The sequence below is a fragment of the Caldisericaceae bacterium genome (assembly GCA_036574215.1).
In the GTDB taxonomy this organism is placed as follows: Bacteria; Caldisericota; Caldisericia; order Caldisericales; family Caldisericaceae; genus Caldisericum.
The window spans coordinates 1-16727 of sequence record JAINCR010000079.1; the positions used below are offsets into that span (position 1 = coordinate 1).

At 36.1% G+C, this 16727-nt stretch carries 15 protein-coding genes and 6 tRNA genes; 14 read left to right on the forward strand and 7 right to left on the reverse strand.

Annotated elements, in window-relative coordinates; all coding sequences use genetic code 11:
* Positions 1-335 precede the first annotated feature (335 nt).
* The 13 genes from rpsF (at position 336) to K6343_05055 (ending at position 6754) form a co-directional block, all read left to right on the forward strand.
* Positions 336-668, forward strand: coding sequence for a 30S ribosomal protein S6 (rpsF, locus tag K6343_04995; protein ID MEF3245323.1), 333 nt, complete (start codon positions 336-338; stop codon positions 666-668).
* Positions 661-1059, forward strand: coding sequence for a single-stranded DNA-binding protein (locus tag K6343_05000; protein MEF3245324.1), 399 nt, complete (start codon positions 661-663; stop codon positions 1057-1059). Before rpsF ends, K6343_05000 begins: the two co-directional genes overlap by 8 nt.
* Positions 1060-1071: 12 nt before the next feature.
* Positions 1072-1317 (forward strand): 30S ribosomal protein S18, encoded by a 246-nt coding sequence (rpsR, locus tag K6343_05005; protein MEF3245325.1) that lies wholly within the window; start codon positions 1072-1074, stop codon positions 1315-1317.
* 4 nt (positions 1318-1321) lie between these two features.
* A complete protein-coding gene (gene rplI / locus K6343_05010; protein ID MEF3245326.1) occupies positions 1322-1765 on the forward strand; it encodes a 50S ribosomal protein L9 in 444 nt (147 codons plus the stop codon).
* Positions 1765-3081 (forward strand): replicative DNA helicase, encoded by a 1317-nt coding sequence (dnaB, locus tag K6343_05015; protein MEF3245327.1) that lies wholly within the window; start codon positions 1765-1767, stop codon positions 3079-3081. Before rplI ends, dnaB begins: the two co-directional genes overlap by 1 nt.
* Positions 3082-3137: 56 nt before the next feature.
* Positions 3138-3213 (forward strand) — tRNA-Lys (locus tag K6343_05020).
* A 2-nt stretch (positions 3214-3215) separates the two neighbouring features.
* Positions 3216-3290: transfer RNA gene (locus K6343_05025), tRNA-Glu, on the forward strand.
* 17 nt (positions 3291-3307) lie between these two features.
* Positions 3308-3382 (forward strand) — tRNA-Val (locus tag K6343_05030).
* Positions 3383-3428: 46 nt separating this feature from the next.
* Positions 3429-3505, forward strand: a tRNA-Asp gene (locus K6343_05035).
* A 24-nt stretch (positions 3506-3529) separates the two neighbouring features.
* Positions 3530-3604 (forward strand) — tRNA-Gly (locus tag K6343_05040).
* Between the two features lie 22 nt (positions 3605-3626).
* Positions 3627-3701, forward strand: a tRNA-Thr gene (locus K6343_05045).
* A gap of 22 nt (positions 3702-3723) precedes the next feature.
* A complete protein-coding gene (locus K6343_05050; protein MEF3245328.1) occupies positions 3724-5721 on the forward strand; it encodes a sodium-translocating pyrophosphatase in 1998 nt (665 codons plus the stop codon).
* Between the two features lie 91 nt (positions 5722-5812).
* Positions 5813-6754 (forward strand): LCP family protein, encoded by a 942-nt coding sequence (locus K6343_05055; GenBank protein ID MEF3245329.1) that lies wholly within the window; start codon positions 5813-5815, stop codon positions 6752-6754.
* Between the two features lie 135 nt (positions 6755-6889).
* On the opposite strand, the gene K6343_05060 is transcribed toward K6343_05055, so the two are convergent.
* The 7 genes from K6343_05060 to K6343_05090 form a co-directional block, all read right to left on the reverse strand.
* Positions 6890-7261, reverse strand: coding sequence for a hypothetical protein (locus K6343_05060; protein MEF3245330.1), 372 nt, complete (start codon positions 7259-7261; stop codon positions 6890-6892).
* A gap of 376 nt (positions 7262-7637) precedes the next feature.
* Positions 7638-9143, reverse strand: a complete 1506-nt coding sequence (locus K6343_05065; protein ID MEF3245331.1) for a type I restriction-modification system subunit M — start codon at positions 9141-9143, stop codon at positions 7638-7640.
* A gap of 9 nt (positions 9144-9152) precedes the next feature.
* Entirely contained in the window at positions 9153-9479 is a 327-nt protein-coding gene (locus tag K6343_05070; protein ID MEF3245332.1) for a hypothetical protein, read from the reverse strand.
* Positions 9479-10633, reverse strand: coding sequence for a restriction endonuclease subunit S (locus K6343_05075; GenBank protein MEF3245333.1), 1155 nt, complete (start codon positions 10631-10633; stop codon positions 9479-9481). The genes K6343_05070 and K6343_05075 overlap by 1 nt, the downstream gene beginning before the upstream one ends.
* Complete coding sequence (locus K6343_05080; protein ID MEF3245334.1) at positions 10630-12051, reverse strand: helix-turn-helix domain-containing protein; 1422 nt, start codon at positions 12049-12051, stop codon at positions 10630-10632. The genes K6343_05075 and K6343_05080 overlap by 4 nt, the downstream gene beginning before the upstream one ends.
* On the reverse strand, positions 12048-12962 hold the full coding sequence (gene radC / locus K6343_05085) for a DNA repair protein RadC (GenBank protein ID MEF3245335.1): 915 nt from the start codon (positions 12960-12962) through the stop codon (positions 12048-12050). The genes K6343_05080 and radC overlap by 4 nt, the downstream gene beginning before the upstream one ends.
* Positions 12959-15292 (reverse strand): DEAD/DEAH box helicase family protein, encoded by a 2334-nt coding sequence (locus tag K6343_05090; GenBank protein MEF3245336.1) that lies wholly within the window; start codon positions 15290-15292, stop codon positions 12959-12961. Before K6343_05090 ends, radC begins: the two co-directional genes overlap by 4 nt.
* Before the next feature lie 662 nt (positions 15293-15954).
* Here K6343_05090 and K6343_05095 point away from each other — a divergent pair.
* Positions 15955-16727: class I tRNA ligase family protein (locus K6343_05095; protein ID MEF3245337.1), on the forward strand; the 773-nt coding region annotated here is incomplete at its 3' end.

The window sequence follows — 16727 nt, forward strand, 5'->3', positions numbered from 1 at the left end:
TGACTGCATGCGGTGTTTTTCTTAAAAATATATTTTGCTCTAAGTAAAAATTCTTTTCTCTAGTATATTAGATACTCAAACTTACAAAAAAGTTCTATAAATTTAAAGGAATTTTTTATATTAATTTAATCTAAATTTTCTCTACATATTTTTAGTAATGGATAAAAGACAGAAGAATAGTAAGAATTAATAGAAAACATTACCTACATGTAGACTCAGTTATAATAGTGGATTTTTTTCTATTGATTTATAACACAATTTCTATATAATATGTTGAAATATTAAACCTTCCTTGTGAAATTATCACAAGGCAGAATTTAGACCGGGAGGTAAAAATGAATGATTACGAAGTGCTTTACATTGTAAGCGCTAACATTAGCGATGAAGAAAGACAAGCGCTAGTTCAAAAATTCCATGATTTTGTTGAAAAAAACCAAGGCACAATCAAAAACGAAGTAGAATGGGGCTTAAAAACGCTTGCCTATCCAATCAAAAAGCAGGCAAACGGTTACTATTACCTTGCTAATCTAAGCCTTAAGCCAGAAACTATAAAAGATCTGTATTATTTTTTCAGGGTAAATGACGGTTTCTTAAGAGCAATGATTGTAAAAAAAGAAGGTATTGGGACTTCGCCAAAAACTGAAGAAGAGGTGGAAGAAAATGTCTGATATTAACAGAGTATTTTTAACAGGGCGTCTTGTAGCAGACCCAGATATCCGCTATACTCCTCAGGGAAATGAAGTTGCTCAGTTTAAAATTGCAGTAAGCAGATCTTTTAAGTCAAAACAAGACCCAAATAAGTGGGATGAAGAAACTTCCTTTATTACAATTGTTGCATGGAACAGGCTTGCAGATAGGGTAGAAAAGACGTTTAAAAAAGGTGATCTCATTTTTGTTGAAGGAAGATTACGTATAAGAGATTATGAAGTTGACGGCAATAAAAGGTTTGTAACGGAAATTGTAGCAAGGGACTTAAAACTCATAACGGCAAAAGCTTCTAAAGAGATTGAAATAGAAGAAGCAACAGAAGATTCAGAACCTGATGTCCCATTTTCTTAATAGGAGGTAAGAATGGAAACTCAGAAAAAGGTTAAAAAGGCATATTTTTTTAGACAGAGAAGAAAGGTTTGCGTTTTCTGTGCAAAAAATGAAAGCATAGATTATAAAGACGTGCAAAAGCTTTCAAGGTTTATTAGTGAAAAAGGCAAGATTCTTCCAAGAAGAAACACAGGACTTTGCGCAAAACACCAAAGAGAAGTTGCAAAGGCAATTAAACGTGCAAGATACATGGCTCTCTTACCTTATGTAAGAAGATAATTCAATGAAGATAAAGGTTTTGCTTTTATCAAACGTAAAAGGTCTAGGGAATGCAAAGAGCATAGTCTCAGTTTCTAAGGGCTATGCTCTTAATTATCTTATTCCAAAAGGCCTTGCAAAACTCGTCGATGAAGATACTGCACTTAACATTATTGACGAGAGCAAAAACGTTGAGGAAAGAAAAATAACCCAGGCAAAAAACGAAAAAGAGATCCTCGAATCAAAAGAGTTAATATTCAAAGCAAATGCAGGCTTAAACGATATCCTATTTGGCTCAATTACATCAAAAGATATTGAGGAAAAAATTAAAAAGTTGTTCGGACTTGAAATAGACCGTAAAAAAATCGTCCTTGAAAACCCAATCAAAAAACTCGGAGTTTATAAAATACCTGTAAAACTTTACAAAGACATTCAGGCAGAACTAAAAATTAGAGTTGAGAAAGAATAATGGCAGAAGAATTCAAAAAACTCCCCCCGTTCTCAATTGAGGCAGAGCAATCTGTTATTGGTGCAATGCTTATAGATGAAGAAGCCGTCTATAAGGTAATTGAAATCTTAAAAGAAGAAGATTTTTACCGCCCAGAACATGCAAAAATAATGAAAGCAATAAAAGATCTCTCTCTTAGAGGTTTGCCAATTGATATTGTTTCAGTTGTAGAATCACTTGAAAAAATGGGTTATCTTGATGAAGTGGGTGGCTCAACTTACATTGCACAACTTGCAGCCTTTGTGCCAAATGCAGCAAATGTTGAATACTATGCAAAAATTGTAAAAAACAAGGCAATACTGAGAGAGCTCATTAAAGCAGGGGGAGAAATATCAGATTTAGGTTTTAATGAATCTCTTGACATTGATGAAGTTTTAGACCTTGCAGAGCAAAAAATTTTTAACATCGCACAAGAAAAAACTCAAACGTTCTTTATAAGAATAAAAGATTTTCTACACGAACATTTTGAAGAAATTGAAAATAGATACAAAAGAAAATTAGGCGTTTCTGGAATACCTTCGGGATATCCAACACTTGACAAAATAACAGGTGGGTTTCAAAATTCAGACCTTATCATAATTGCAGCACGACCAAGCGTTGGAAAAACTTCTTTTGCATTAAATATTGCAACGAATATTGCAAGTAAAGAGAACCTTCCTGTTGGATTTTTTTCCTTAGAAATGTCAAAAGAACAACTTCTTGAAAGGATGCTCTGCTCAGAAGCAAAAGTTGATATGCAAAGGTTAAAAACAGGTTATCTAAGAGATGAAGACTTTAGTAAAATTACAGAGGCCTATTCAGAGCTATACGAAGCACCAATCTACATAGATGATAGCCCTGATGTAACTCTTACAGACATACGCACAAAGTCAAGAAGGTTAAAGATAGAAGCAAAAGTTGGCATTATTTTCGTAGATTACCTTCAACTGATACGTTCAGAGCAGAGAGTAGAAAATAGAGTGCTTGAGATATCGCAAATTACAAGAGGTTTAAAAAATCTTGCAAGAGAACTTAATATACCCGTTGTAGTTTTATCACAGTTAAGTAGAGCAGTAGAAAAAAGAGAAGATAAAAAACCAATGCTTTCAGATTTAAGAGAAAGTGGTTCAATTGAACAGGATGCAGATGTTGTAATTTTCTTACACATTCCAGATGAAGCCGAAAGGGAAAGAGTAGAAGTTTTAGTTGCAAAACAAAGAAATGGTCCACAAGGCCAATGCAGATTGCTTTTCCAGTCGGAATACACAAAATTTGTAGAAATCATTGAACAGTTCTAAAAATACTCTTGACTTATTTTTATAATTTCGTATTATATATTGCTAGACCTCAAAGAGGGCCGTTAGCTCAGGAGGTAGAGCACCGGCCTTTTAAGCCGGGTGTCGCAGGTTCGAGTCCTGCACGGCTCACCAGTGCCCTCGTAGTCTAACGGTTAGGACATCGCCCTTTCAAGGCGGCGATAGGAGTTCGACTCTCCTCGAGGGCACCAAATTAAAAGTGGGCAGTGGGCGGATGGCTCAGCGGTAGAGCACTTCCCTCACACGGAAGGGGTCACAGGTTCGAATCCTGTTTCGCCCACCATAAGGAGTTGCAAAAATAAAACTTTTAAATATAATTAGATAGTTGCGGGGTCGTGGTGTAGTGGTTTAACACGCTGGCCTGTCACGCCGGAGACCGTGGGTTCGAATCCCATCGATCCCGCCAAGTTTATGAAAATGCGGAGAATAAGCGGGAGTAGCTCAGGGGTAGAGCACTGCCTTGCCAAGGCAGGTGTCGCGGGTTCGAATCCCGTCTTCCGCTCCATTTTTATTATTGAAAGATTTTTGCCGGCGTAGCTCAGTGGTAGAGCAGCTGATTCGTAATCAGCGGGTCGTCTGTTCAAATCAGATCGCCGGCTCCAAAGTAGAGATAAGGAGGTAAAAATGGAATTATTGATTGGTAGCATCTCTGGGGTAGTAGCGCTTTTATCTGCAATCATCATTTCAATCTCTATCCTCAAAAAAGATCAAGGCAACGAAAGAATGAAAAAAATTGCAAAAGCAATCCAAGATGGAGCCCTTACATTCTTATTAGAAGAATATAAAACCATGTATTTATGGGTCGCCGTTTTTGCTCTAATTATTGCCTTGTCAATTTCTCCATATGCAAGCTTATTTTTTGTAATGGGCACAGTATTTTCAACTCTTTCTGGTTTTTTGGGTATGACCATTGCAACAAGGGCTAGCGTAAGGACTACCCAAGCTGCCACAAAAACTACAGGAGAAGCACTTTTTATAGCATTCTCGGGTGGCTCAGTTATGGGACTTATTGTTGTAGGGTTAGGTGTTATAGGTTCACTTACTTCTTATTTAGTTACGACAAAATTTATTCCTCAACTAAGCCCTCTTATAGCTGTTACAGCATATTCAATTGGGGCAAGTTTTGTTGCCCTGTTTGCTCGTGTGGGTGGTGGTATTTACACGAAAGCTGCAGACGTTGGTGCAGATTTAGTTGGGAAGGTTGAAGCAGGTATACCAGAAGATGATCCAAGAAACCCAGCAGTTATTGCAGATAATGTTGGTGATAATGTTGGCGATATCGCAGGAATGGGTGCCGACCTTTATGAGTCATATGTTGGCTCAATTACTGCTGCAATAATTCTTGGAGTATTCGTTCTTGGAGAAAGTGCCTCGAGTTTTGTGTATGCAATCACTGGTTTTGGCATATTATCTTCAATTGTCGGTATCGTCTCTTCTTTAATTGTTTCAAAAATGAATATAGCACCACAAAAAGCACTAAACTTAGGTTCGATTGTAACAAATATTCTTGCAATGGTAGTGTTTTTTGTGTTTTCTTTAAAATATCAAAATGGTGTAAACTATTTTGCTGCAATTGTGTCAGGTCTAATTGTTGGTCTCCTCATTGGGTTTATTACACAGTACTACACAAGCGCAAAACCAGTTAAAGAGGTTGCAAAGTCTGCTAGTGTTGGTGGAGCTGCTACAACGATCCTCTCAGGAATGGCTGTTGGTATGGAAAGTTCATTTTTACCACTACTTCTTATTGCTGTTGCAATCATCGTTTCATACAAATTCTCTGGGCTTTTCGGTATTGCACTTGCAGGTCTTGGAATGTTATCAACATTGGGGATAAGTTTAAGTGTGGATGCCTATGGACCAATTGCAGATAACGCAGGTGGAATTGCGGAAATGTCTAATTTACCACATACAGTAAGAGAAAAAACAGATGTGCTTGATGCTCTTGGCAACACAACGGCGGCAATGGGAAAAGGCTTTGCAATAGGTTCTGCAGCACTAACAGCCCTTGCGCTCTTCTCTTCTTATATACAAACAATGAAGATGGAGTCTTTAGATATCATATCTCCTTACACAATTTCAGGTATGTTTATTGGAACATCACTACCTTTCCTTTTCTCTGCCTTTGCAATTGTTGCTGTTTCAAGAACAGCAGGGAACATGGTTGAAGAGGTAAGAAGGCAGTTTAGAGAAATTCCAGGGCTTATTTTAGGTAAGGCAGATCCAGACTATAAAATGTGTGTTGCAATTAGCACTAAAGGTGCTTTAAGAAATATGGTGCTTCCTTCACTTATTGCAATTGTTTCACCTTTTGTAGGGTTTATTGTTTTGGGAGCAATAGGTAAAGAATTTACAGGAGGTCTTCTTGCAGGAGCCTTGCTTTCTGGTGTTATACTTGCAATTTATATGGCAAATGCAGGAGCAGTGTGGGACAATGCAAAAAAATACATAGAGCAAGGGAATTACGGCGGAAAAGGTTCAGAAGCACATAGAGCATCTGTAGTAGGTGATACCGTTGGAGACCCCCTAAAAGATACTGCAGGTCCTTCTATAAACATACTAATAAAATTAATGACAACGATTTCCTTGCTGTTTGGCCCACATCTTGTTAAATTTTTTAAATAAATGAGGAAATTCATAAGATTTTTAAAATTGTGTATTATAATTTGTCTCGTTATGTACATAATGAGTATCTTTCTTTGATTAAGAGGTAAAAATGAACATTAAAACTATTATTAAACAAACTTTGCTTGTGTTATTGATAGTATTTATTGCTGTGCTTGGGTACTTTGTATTTATAACTGCAAAAAATCTTGCTATTATAAATGAAAATTCTAAAGGAGAAATTCCTTTGGATACTTCAAAACCTTTCAATATCCTTTTAATTGGCACAGATAGAAGAACAAAAGAGGAAGCAGGTAGATCTGATGTTTTAATCCTTGCCCATCTTGATCCAAAGACTTCTAAAGTCACTCTTCTTTCTATACCACGTGATACAAGAGTTGAAATACCAAATCACGGATACGATAAAATAAACTCTGCTTTTAATTCAGATTACTTTCCAGATGGTGGTGTTGATCTTTCAATAAAAACAGTAGCAAACCTTCTAAATATTGATACTAAAGATATTCGATACTATACAATTGTTAATTTTGAAGGGTTTGCCAAAGTAATTGATGCCATTGGTGGAGTAACAATTGATGTAAAAGAAAGAATGCACTACCATTCTTGGGCTGGCGATGTGAAAATAGATTTAAAACCAGGCGTCCAGCATTTAAATGGAGAAAAAGCTCTTGAATACGCACGTTTTAGGTATGATGCCTGGGGAGATTTTGGAGTGGATGAACAAGGTAATGTGCACGGGAGAATTGAGAGGCAGCAAGAGCTTATAAAGGCAATTATTGACCAAACAAAGAGTATTAGAACTGTTTTTAGGCTCCCTCAAGTGGCAAAAGAGATTGGGAATGCTGTTGATACAAACTTAACAGTTGCACAAATTACAAAAATTGGGCTTACTTTTAAAAATATTACAAGTAAAGATGTTGAGATTGTTAATTTCCCAGGGACGCCAGATATGATTGACGGCATCTCTTATGTGGTACCAGATTATGAGAAGTTAAAAGAGATTGGCACTACATATTTTAAATTACAGAAGTAAAATTTAGGGCTTTTCTAAGTTTATAAGCCGGAAGGGAGTTTCTGAAACTCTACTCTCTGCTTCTTCAATATATATTGAGAAAAAGAAGCCTGAGCAATTAGCAAAATAATTCTTATCTATTTTTATTTTAAAAATTTAATCGCTTACCCTGTGAGAAATACTATCTTTTTTAATTTCTAACGTTTTTCCTCTATCAAAAAGAATAAATTTAACGTTACTACTTACTCTTCTTTCGATAACAAGTTTATGCTTAGGTGCTTCTAAAAATGGCTTGCCTTTTATCTCAGGATAGATAAACAAAATCATTTTAGTAAAAGCGGGGAAACCTTTGTGCAATGCTATATTAAATTCGTATAAATCCAAATCTTCTGTAATTGAAACATTTTTTACGTACGGAGTTATTTTTAACTTTTCCATCTCTTCCTTTGTCCAGAGAGGTAAATTAGAATTAATTTGGTATTGGGCAGTAGAGAAAAATAGTTCATTTTTTCTAATAAAAGATGCCATAAACTTAGGTTTTGTCCAATACTGACTAAAATGTGCTTTTACTGCTTTTAGTTTAATAGATTCCTCTTTATTTGAAAGAAGACTTATAATCCAGTCTGAATGAAAATTTATGGAGGAGTTAAATAACCGTTAGAATAATAAACTACTGGTTCTAACAAATCTTCAGAATGCACAAAATACGTGTAAAGTTCAGTGCGAATTTTATCTTTGAGGTCAAAAAGTGCAGCTTCTGTAAAAAGTCCTGTTGCTCTGTAGAAATATATTTTAGAGTATTATATCCTAACTTTAAGGAGTATCCAATTACAGGATCAGCGCACACTTCCATTATGAAGTCTTAACAAATCCTCAGCACAACATCAATACATTTTCTCGTATTTCATAACCCTCTGCCTTTTAAAAAGTTTATAGCATTTTCGATCTCTTCTGCCTGGGATTTTATAATAGAAATCAATTCTTCTGGGGTTCTTTCATCTTCTTTATTTTTCCGGTTGGGGTTCACTGCTTTGAGGTCATAATTTTTTGATCTTATCTCTTCCACTGACACACGCCAGGAGCGTTCGCTTATTTCTCTTCCTGGTAATAATTTGAAAAACTCTTCAAAATGTTGTAGTGTAAGTGGCTGTTTCTTGGTGATATTGAGGTCAGATAAATCGTAATACCATATCTCCTTTGTCGGCTCACCTTTTGTAAAGAATAAAAGATTGGTTTTACTTGATGCCCCTGCATTCACAAAAACTTTTTGCGGCAGACTAACAATACACCATAGATTGCATTCGTTTAAGAGTTTTTGTTTAGTTTGAACAAAAGCTTTCTCGTTTGTTCGGAAGAGCACCCCTTCGTCAATTACTATCCCGCATCTTCCCCCATGTTTAAGGCTATCAATCACATGTTGCAGAAATAGCACCTGAGTTGAACTTGTCTTGTATGCAAAATGTGTCTGAGCATCTTCTCCTTCTTTTCCACCAAAAGGAGGATTTGTTAGCACAACATCAAAAAGGGAAGGCGCATTTGAAAATAGCTCTCCGTAAACCTCAAAACCAGTTAGTGTATTTCCATGCCAGATATGGGGCTCGTCTATTCCTTGAAGAACAAGATTTGCTAAAGCAATTGGATATACAAGATTTTCTTTTTCTCTGCCATAAAAGGTTCTTGTCTTGAGAATTTCAATATCCGATGCTGTTTTTGCCTTCTCTTTCATGTGCTGATAAGCCTGGGCTAAAAAGCCTCCTGTGCCACAACAGGGGTCATATATGGTCTCTCCAATTTCAGGATCAATCACTTTGACCATTACTCGAATAACTTCTCTGGGAGTAAAAAACTGTCCGCCATCATTATTTTTTTCTCCCATCTTTTGAAGCAAACCTTCATAGACCTGAGATATAGGAAACATATGAGTTTCATCAATATTATCAACAGAAATTGCATGAATTTTATCAAGAATATCAAGTAGGTTTCGTTCTGTGTCTATATACGTTCTTTCAGTTGATGAAAAGACTTCACTGATAATCTTCTGACGGGGAGTTGCTCCAGGTTTATCTTTAAGATTTTTAAGATGAGGTATAAGGTCACCATTCACAAAGGACGTAAATGCGCCAAGTGTTCCTGTCTGTAGATCAATTCTTTTCTTTCCTCTTGGGTCTGCCCAATCCCGCCAGCGATAGGGATACTCTAAGGAAGGCATAAAAGAAACACCTACTGCTTTTGCCTGTTCTTCTTCCTTTTGTTCTTTTTCATCAAGGATGCGAAGGAAGAGCATCCAGGTAAGTTCTGGCACATACTGCAAAGCGCTACTCCTTCCAGCCCTACGCATAATATCACAAATGCTTTTAATATAGGCATTTAAAGATTGCGGAGTGGTAATTTTAAGATTGTTCTTTGACATTTGACCCCCTCATGAAAATAATTTTTGTTTTATATTTTTATATACTTCTGGTGGTTCATTTTCTTTAAACCAATCAGGGAAGAATTTAAGTGCTTTTTCCTTAGTAAATTTTTCAGGAAAGTTAAACATACCTTCAAGATTTGGTTCTTGAAGAAACACATTACCAACACCCAAAACATTCTCTAATTCGGTTATTATTTTCTGGGTGCTAGCATTTCCAGGGTCTTGATCAATTAACGCATAAGTTTGGATATTAATAAAAGCATTAAATAGTTCCAAGTCAATTTCTACATTTTTAATAGAGCGATAGTTTTTGATAATTAGTTTTTTTACCATTATAACTCACCCCTAAACGCCTTTCTTAAAATTGCTTGTGGCAAGGCATTTATTGCTGATTGCTGTTTTTGAATTGCAGATTGCAGATTTTGGATATAAGCCATTTTTTCTTTGAGATAGGAGGCAATGCGTTGTTGTTCAGAAAGAGAAGGAAGAGGAATTGATAATTCATAAAAAATATCTTTATCTAAATGCGGAGTTGCTGAGCCTCGTTTAGGTGTATTTAATTCCTTAAAATTCATTTTTATAAAAAAATATAAATAATCTTTTGAAACATTTTTATTTATTTTTAATTTTCCCATTGTAGATGCCAAAACACCTGTATATCCCGTAAAAACTTCTCCGGAATTAGAACCATCAGCAATTATTATTATCTCGTCTTTGTCCACTACTACCGAATTTTTGTCTGATTTTAAACACCATTTTGGAGTAGAACCAAATCTAATAACTTCTGCAGTTAAGTAAGGTATCATTGCTTCACTTTTTTTATTGTCATACAATTCCGGTTTTTTGCCTTTAAGAATCTCACACACTTCCCCCAATCTTTTTCTTTCCCATCTCTTTGCCTCTTCGCTTTCAAAGACTTCTCTTAAATATGCAGATGGCAGGGCTTTTGCTGCTTCCAATTGCTTTTCACAGGCACTTCTGGCACGGTCAATTTGTTGCATAAGCTCTTGAAGTTTTGAGACAATGCGTTCTTGTTCAAAAAGAGGAGGAAGAGGAATTTTAAGATTGTAGATTTGAAATTTTGAGATTGCGGGAAAAGTTGAGCCTGAACCTAATGTAGCAATTTCTTTTTCAATGAAGCGAAGAAAATAAAAGACAAACCATAAATTTACATCCTTTTTAGCCCTTATTGCTGCAAGTCCACGACCAATACAACATCTTTCACTACAAATATTTGCTTGACCTACTGGAGCTCTGACAGAAATTAATATATCGTTAGGTTCGGCTATTTTTAATGGTTCTGTGCACCAGGTAGAGGGAGGAAGTAAAAAAACATTCCCAAAATCAGCTTTCCCCTGATAAAATGGTAACCCTTTGCTTTCTTTGTTGTAAGTAGAACCCGGTGGTGACTGCCCCATAATAATTTCACATACTTCCCCCAACTTAACCCATCTCCAGCCTTTTGGAAGTGAAAATTTTTCTGTCATTTTTTAGCCCTTTTTGGCGTCTTTGTGGCGTCTTTATGCCCCTTTGGCGCCCCTTTATTGCTCCTTATGCCCCTTTGGCGCCCCTTTAAAATATAATATGTTCCTTTTCCTGTTAAACCAACACGTTCAAAAATTTCTTTATATTCAAGCTCTTTTAAATCTTCACTTGTTTGTCTTTTCTTTACTTCGCAAAGAGTCTGATACTCCTTATTAGTAATTCTCCCTTTCTCTTTTACATACATTACTGCTTTTATCTGTCTTTCATTTAATCCCATCTTTCTTAAATTCTCCTCAGTGTAAATATCTTTATAAAAATAAACTGAAAAACCACCCGTTTCTTCCTTATATTCTGGCTCAGGTAATCCTGTTTCTTTCATCCAATCAATCATTCTAAGAGTTCCACTGCCATATTGTTCAATATAACCTGCAAGGTAAAAAACCTTTGCAATAAGAGGATTCCTGAAAACAGAACTGTGAGGCATTTTCAACTGTTCAATTTTAATCCCCTCAGGAAGTTTGCCAGGATTAAAAAACCATATATGGTCGTCATAAACCTTAATCATAGTAAAATTGGCTATATTAGAATAATCCCTGTGAATAAGGGCATTTAGGACTGCTTCGCGAATTGCAGGGATAGGATAATCCCAGATATCTTCTCTTTGAAAGTCCTTTATTTCATAACGAACGCTTATGTGTTGTCTAATAATGCTTATGGTTTCTTCAAATTGCTTGAAAAGGTTTCCCTTTACCCATTTATCATCTATAATTGTTGTCTCTGTTTTAAATCTCCCAATACGGACACAGAGATTGATAAAATATTTTTGAGGATCTTTACCAAAAAGCATAATCGCCGCATTGGTCAATTTCCCGTTAATAATAAGATTCAGTTTTTGAAGAGCCAATAATGGTGAATCTTTAAGAGATTCAGTTGCAAGTCTCTTCTTATCTACAGCAAGATGAATAAAACGCTCTACAGTTTCTGTATCAATCTCGTCAAATAAATAATCATTTGTTAAGGAATCCCAAGTCGTGCTGTTTAAAAGGAATACTTTGAGTTTTTGCAAATTCATTTCACGAGTTGTATTTCCCACCCTCTCATAATAACGTCCTTCATATGACACAGGATAAGAGGAACGGTTAACTTTTATTATAACAACCCTTTTGCCTTTTAAGTCCATGGTTTTAATTTCAGGATAGATGGATAACTTATTAACTATACGATTGGTTAAATCTTCTAAAAATTTGGTTGATTGATCAATGCCAGCAATATTTCCCTTTTTGTCCACCCCAAGGATAATTTCCCCTCCATGAGTGTTTGCAAAAGCAGAGATGGTTTTGAAAAGGGATTCATTTAGTTTCTCTTTAAATTCAATGATTTCAGTCTCTCCAAAATTTATTATCTTTTTTAAGTTTTTCATTTCAACAATCCTTGTTTTGCAAAACTAAAATAGTCTTCTTGATTTTTACCTATAATGATGTGGTCTAAAACTTTAATTCCAACTATCTCGCAAGCTTCACATATTCTCCTTGTAAGCTCAATATCTTCTGGTGAGGGCTCTGTATCGCCTGATGGATGATTATGCACCAAAATAATTGAAGATGCAGACCTCATAGTTGCTTCTTTAATTATCTCTTTTAAGTCAACAACTGTTGCATTTATACTTCCCTTGCTAATTTCAATTCTGTCTATTGGCTTGTTCTTAATATCAAGGAAGATTACATTGAAAAATTCTTTTCGTTCATCCCTTAAGTAAGGACCATAGCATTCAGCTACATAACTTAAAACATCCTCTGCTTTTTTAATTTGTCTCTTTTTCTCTGCCTTTTCTTCATAGAGCAGTTTTCCTATTTCAAAGGCTGCTTTTATTTGCGCTGCCTTTGCAGGTCCTATCCCCTCGATTTTACAAATTTCAGAAATTGATGCCGAGTCAATTGCTCTCAAAGAACCAAAATGGTTTAAAAGTCTCTTTGCTAATTCTTCTGCACTTACACCCTCTTTTCCTGTTCTTAAAATAATTGCAAGAAGTTTAGACAAAGGAAGAGATTTTGCACCTTTTTTAACCAATAGTTCTCGCGGCCTTTCATCCTTTATCCATTCTTTTATAGGGCGATTGATTCTCTTAGCAGAGATACGCTCCTTTATCTCTTCTCTTATTTTCTTACAATCCTCTTCGGATTCGATATTTAGTGCATTTATTATTTTTTCGGTCTCTTCCGAGCTTAAAACTACTTTAAGAGAAGATCTTAAGAAAATTTTTCCTTTTTTGCTCATCATTGGATAGATAGAGTTGTTAACAAGAAAATCAATTATTTCTGGTTGTTTATTCATACTGAGAATAACCTCTCTTTTGTTTGTTGAATGATTTCTTTTGGAGAGCCGATAATTTTAAGTGATTCTAAGCCCCCTGACTTTACAACCTCAGGGGTATTAAAGATACGCGGGTTTTCCAGTTCTTCTGTTCCGCCTATCTCAAATTGCCTTACAAGCGCAATTAGAGTATTTTTTGTTTCTTCTGGCAATTTCCTGAACCATTCTTCATGCTTATAGCGGAGAGCTTCTGCTCTTTGTTTTCTGGTTTTTGGTGACATTCCAAAAACAATTTCTGCAAGAGTATCATAGATATCATAATCTTTTCTCTCTAGAATATTCTGCAAGAGTCTCACGCTTCGACCATCCTCAGGCAGTTTATCAATAAGGCTTTTTCGCTTCTCAGGATCTATCCAGCATCTGCGAAAATCATCTATCGTTTTAACTTGTTCAACTAAATGTTCAGCTATTATCTGTTTGTACTCTTCAACAGTTACCATTGTTATTTTTTCATCCTTTTTAATTACAATATATGTGCCTGCAGGATTGATGTGAACATCAAATCCTTCTACCCGAATAATTTTTTCTTTTTTTCCTTCTTTAAGTTCTTTTGGTTCAGTAGTTGGTAAAGGTCGAACTGCAAATGAATTCCCTAAAAGACGAGTAGCATCTGTATAATCATAAACGCGAAACATTAATTTACCTGTTGGCTCGTGAATTCTTGAGCCTCTTCCCATCATCTGTTGAAAGGCAATTGGAGAACGGACATATTTGAAGAATACTACATTTCTTAAAATTGGGATATCGACACCAGTAGTTATTAAATCGACTGTTGTAGCGATAAAATGACTTCGCTCTGAACCACGCAGATCTGCAATGTATTGAGAGCCTCCTACTGAGGCAGTGCATTTAAAGGCATAAGGTTCAAGTCTTTTTACTCCATTTCTTGCACACCATTCTGCATAAAGATTGTTCATTTCAGTTGCAACAGCATCTGCATGGGTTTCGCGAGTGCAGAATATAACTGTCTTCTGATGAGGACCTCCAGTTTGAAGAAGCATCTCAAATAAATCCTTACACATCATCTTAACTCTATCAGGTAATTGGATAATGTTCTCAAAAGATGGTGCCTCATATAACTCACGCGTCTCATCAAGGGAAATAGGCACTCCTGTTATACCATCTTTTGCCCCTAAAACCTCAATTTCATTTTTTTTAATGCCTGTTTTATCAAGGTTTACCTCCCTTCTTATAATTTCACAAGCAGGAAGATAACCATCCTCAACGCCCTGAACCATATCATATTCATATACTGGTTCGCCGAAGTAACGAAGATTATTGGCTGTAATCTCTTCATCGTGCTCTCTTTCCTCTTTGTTTCCTCCTTCCCATGAGCGAGGAGTTGCTGTAAGACCTATTTGAACCGCAGATGGGTTTCTTGTAAGCACAATACTCCATTTGCCCCACGCACTTCTATGGCACTCGTCAATAATAATGTGGCTAAAATAATTTTTAGGATAGTTTTCAAGAAAAAATTTGGCATTATCACTCTCGTCAGAAACATTTAGTGTTTGATAAGTTGCTATTAAGATACGAGCATTCTTTTGGGGGTTTGATGTAGTAACCTCTGCTGCATCATTACCAAAAACATTTTGAAATGCAGAGAGCCCTTGAGAACGCAATTCATCTCGATCACATACGAACAGCGCTCTGCGAAGTTGCCCAGCATCAGCAATCTTCTTTAGAATATGAACAGCAATAAACGTTTTCCCTGAGCCAGTTGCAAGGTAAAGAAGAATCCGTTTTTTACCCTGAGCTATCTTCTCAAGAGCCGAACGAATGGCAGCATCCTGATAGTATCGTCTTGTTGCTTCACCCTTAGGATATGGCATAAGAAGTGGCCTTGCGGACTCGCTTTCAAGAGAAATTCCTAATCCTCTCTCATAACGCTCCCTAATTTCAAAAGGAGTTGGAAACTCATCAAGATTGCGGGGTTTAGAGGTTTTCCCGGTGAAAGAGTCATATTCTACAAATAGATGTCCATTGGAAGAATAAATGAAAGGAACATTGTTTAGCCGAGCATATTTCTTTGCCTGTTCAAGGCCCTTATCTGGAGGCTCATTACTTTTTTTAGCTTCAATTAGAGCAACTGCGATGGGTTGGGTATTGGAGTTTACCTTTATTCTCAAAAGATAATCTATTCTTCCTTTTTCTCTTCGTCTTGGATTACCATCAATGATATCAATACCACAAGCGGTCTCTTCACGACGGATAAGGTCTTCTGACCAGCCTCTCTTGTGAAGGACAGGGTCAATAAGCTTAGCCTTTGTGTCCTCTTCACTTATTATCATATCTGCCCTTTTTATCTCACTGTTTCATACTTTATATACCAATGATGTGTAATTTCCAATAACTTCAGTATATCCAAACTTGTGTTTGTATATCTTCTAAATGGTTTTTGTTGTATACTATAATTTATTATCGCAGTGTTCCCTAATTTGGGTGACTGCAAAAACTCTCTATCGCTTTGATATATACCAAAATTAAAAGTTTTGTCAAGGTAGTAAATATTAGAAATTTTTTATTTCGTTTAAGAGGAAAACTGCGAAGTTCTTCCATATTTTGAGGAAGTGCTCCCTTAAGGCTCCGTCCTTTGTGCGTTCTTTTGTATCCTTTTGGTGGAGTATCAAAGGAGACTTTCCTTCTTTGAGTATAAAACGAATGAGATTCCTCGCTACCGCTCGGAATGACTAAATGGGGACAGAGAACCAAAAAAGGCATAAAAGGCTGAGATTCTTTGCGGAGTTTACACTGAGCGAAGCGAATGTGTTCGGAATGACTAATAGCGCTTCGCCTCAAAGTGGGCGGAAGATATTCAAAATGATAAAAGAGGGGTTTGTCTTGGAATGGCAAGGGACGATAGAGGCCATCAATAATTAAAAAATATTTTTTGTTAATAAAGCAATTTTTAATATAATAGTATAATTCACATAATACTAATTGGAGGTTTGAAATGGAATTTGAGAAACTTGAAGATATAAAAAATATTCCGCAGGAAGAAGAAAAAATTATAGAATTCTGGAAGAAAAATAAAATTTTTGAAAAAAGCCTTAAAATAAGGGAAGGTTCTACTCGTTTTGTATTTTATGAAGGTCCCCCAACAGCAAATGGTAAACCTGGTGTGCACCATGGGCTTTCAAGAATATACAAGGATACGGTTTTAAGATTCAAATCTCTAACAGGGTATTATGTGCCAAGAAAAGGTGGGTGGGATACACAAGGCTTACCCGTAGAGATTGAAGTAGAAAAAATGCTTAACATCCATACAAAAAAAGAAATCGAAGAATTTGGCATAGAAAAGTTCAATGCCCTTTGTAAAGAATCGGTTATGAAATACGTTGATGATTGGGAAAAAACAACCGATAGAATTGGTTTCTGGCTTGACATGAAAAATGCCTACAAAACCTATGAAAATTATTATATTGAAACAATTTGGTGGATTCTAAAAGAGGTTTTCAAAAAAGGTTTATTATACGAAGGACACAAAGTTGTTCCCTACTGTCCTCGCTGTGGCACCACCCTTTCCTCACATGAGGTTGCATTAGGTTATAAAAAAGTTAAAGATCCTTCTGTCTATGTGCTTTTCCCTGTGAAAGACGAAAGGTTTCCGGAAACAAACCTTCTTGTTTGGACGACCACTCCTTGGACTCTTCCCTCAAATATTGCCGTAGCAGTTAACCCTGAGTTTACTTATATTCTTGTGGAATACGACGGAAAAAAACTCAT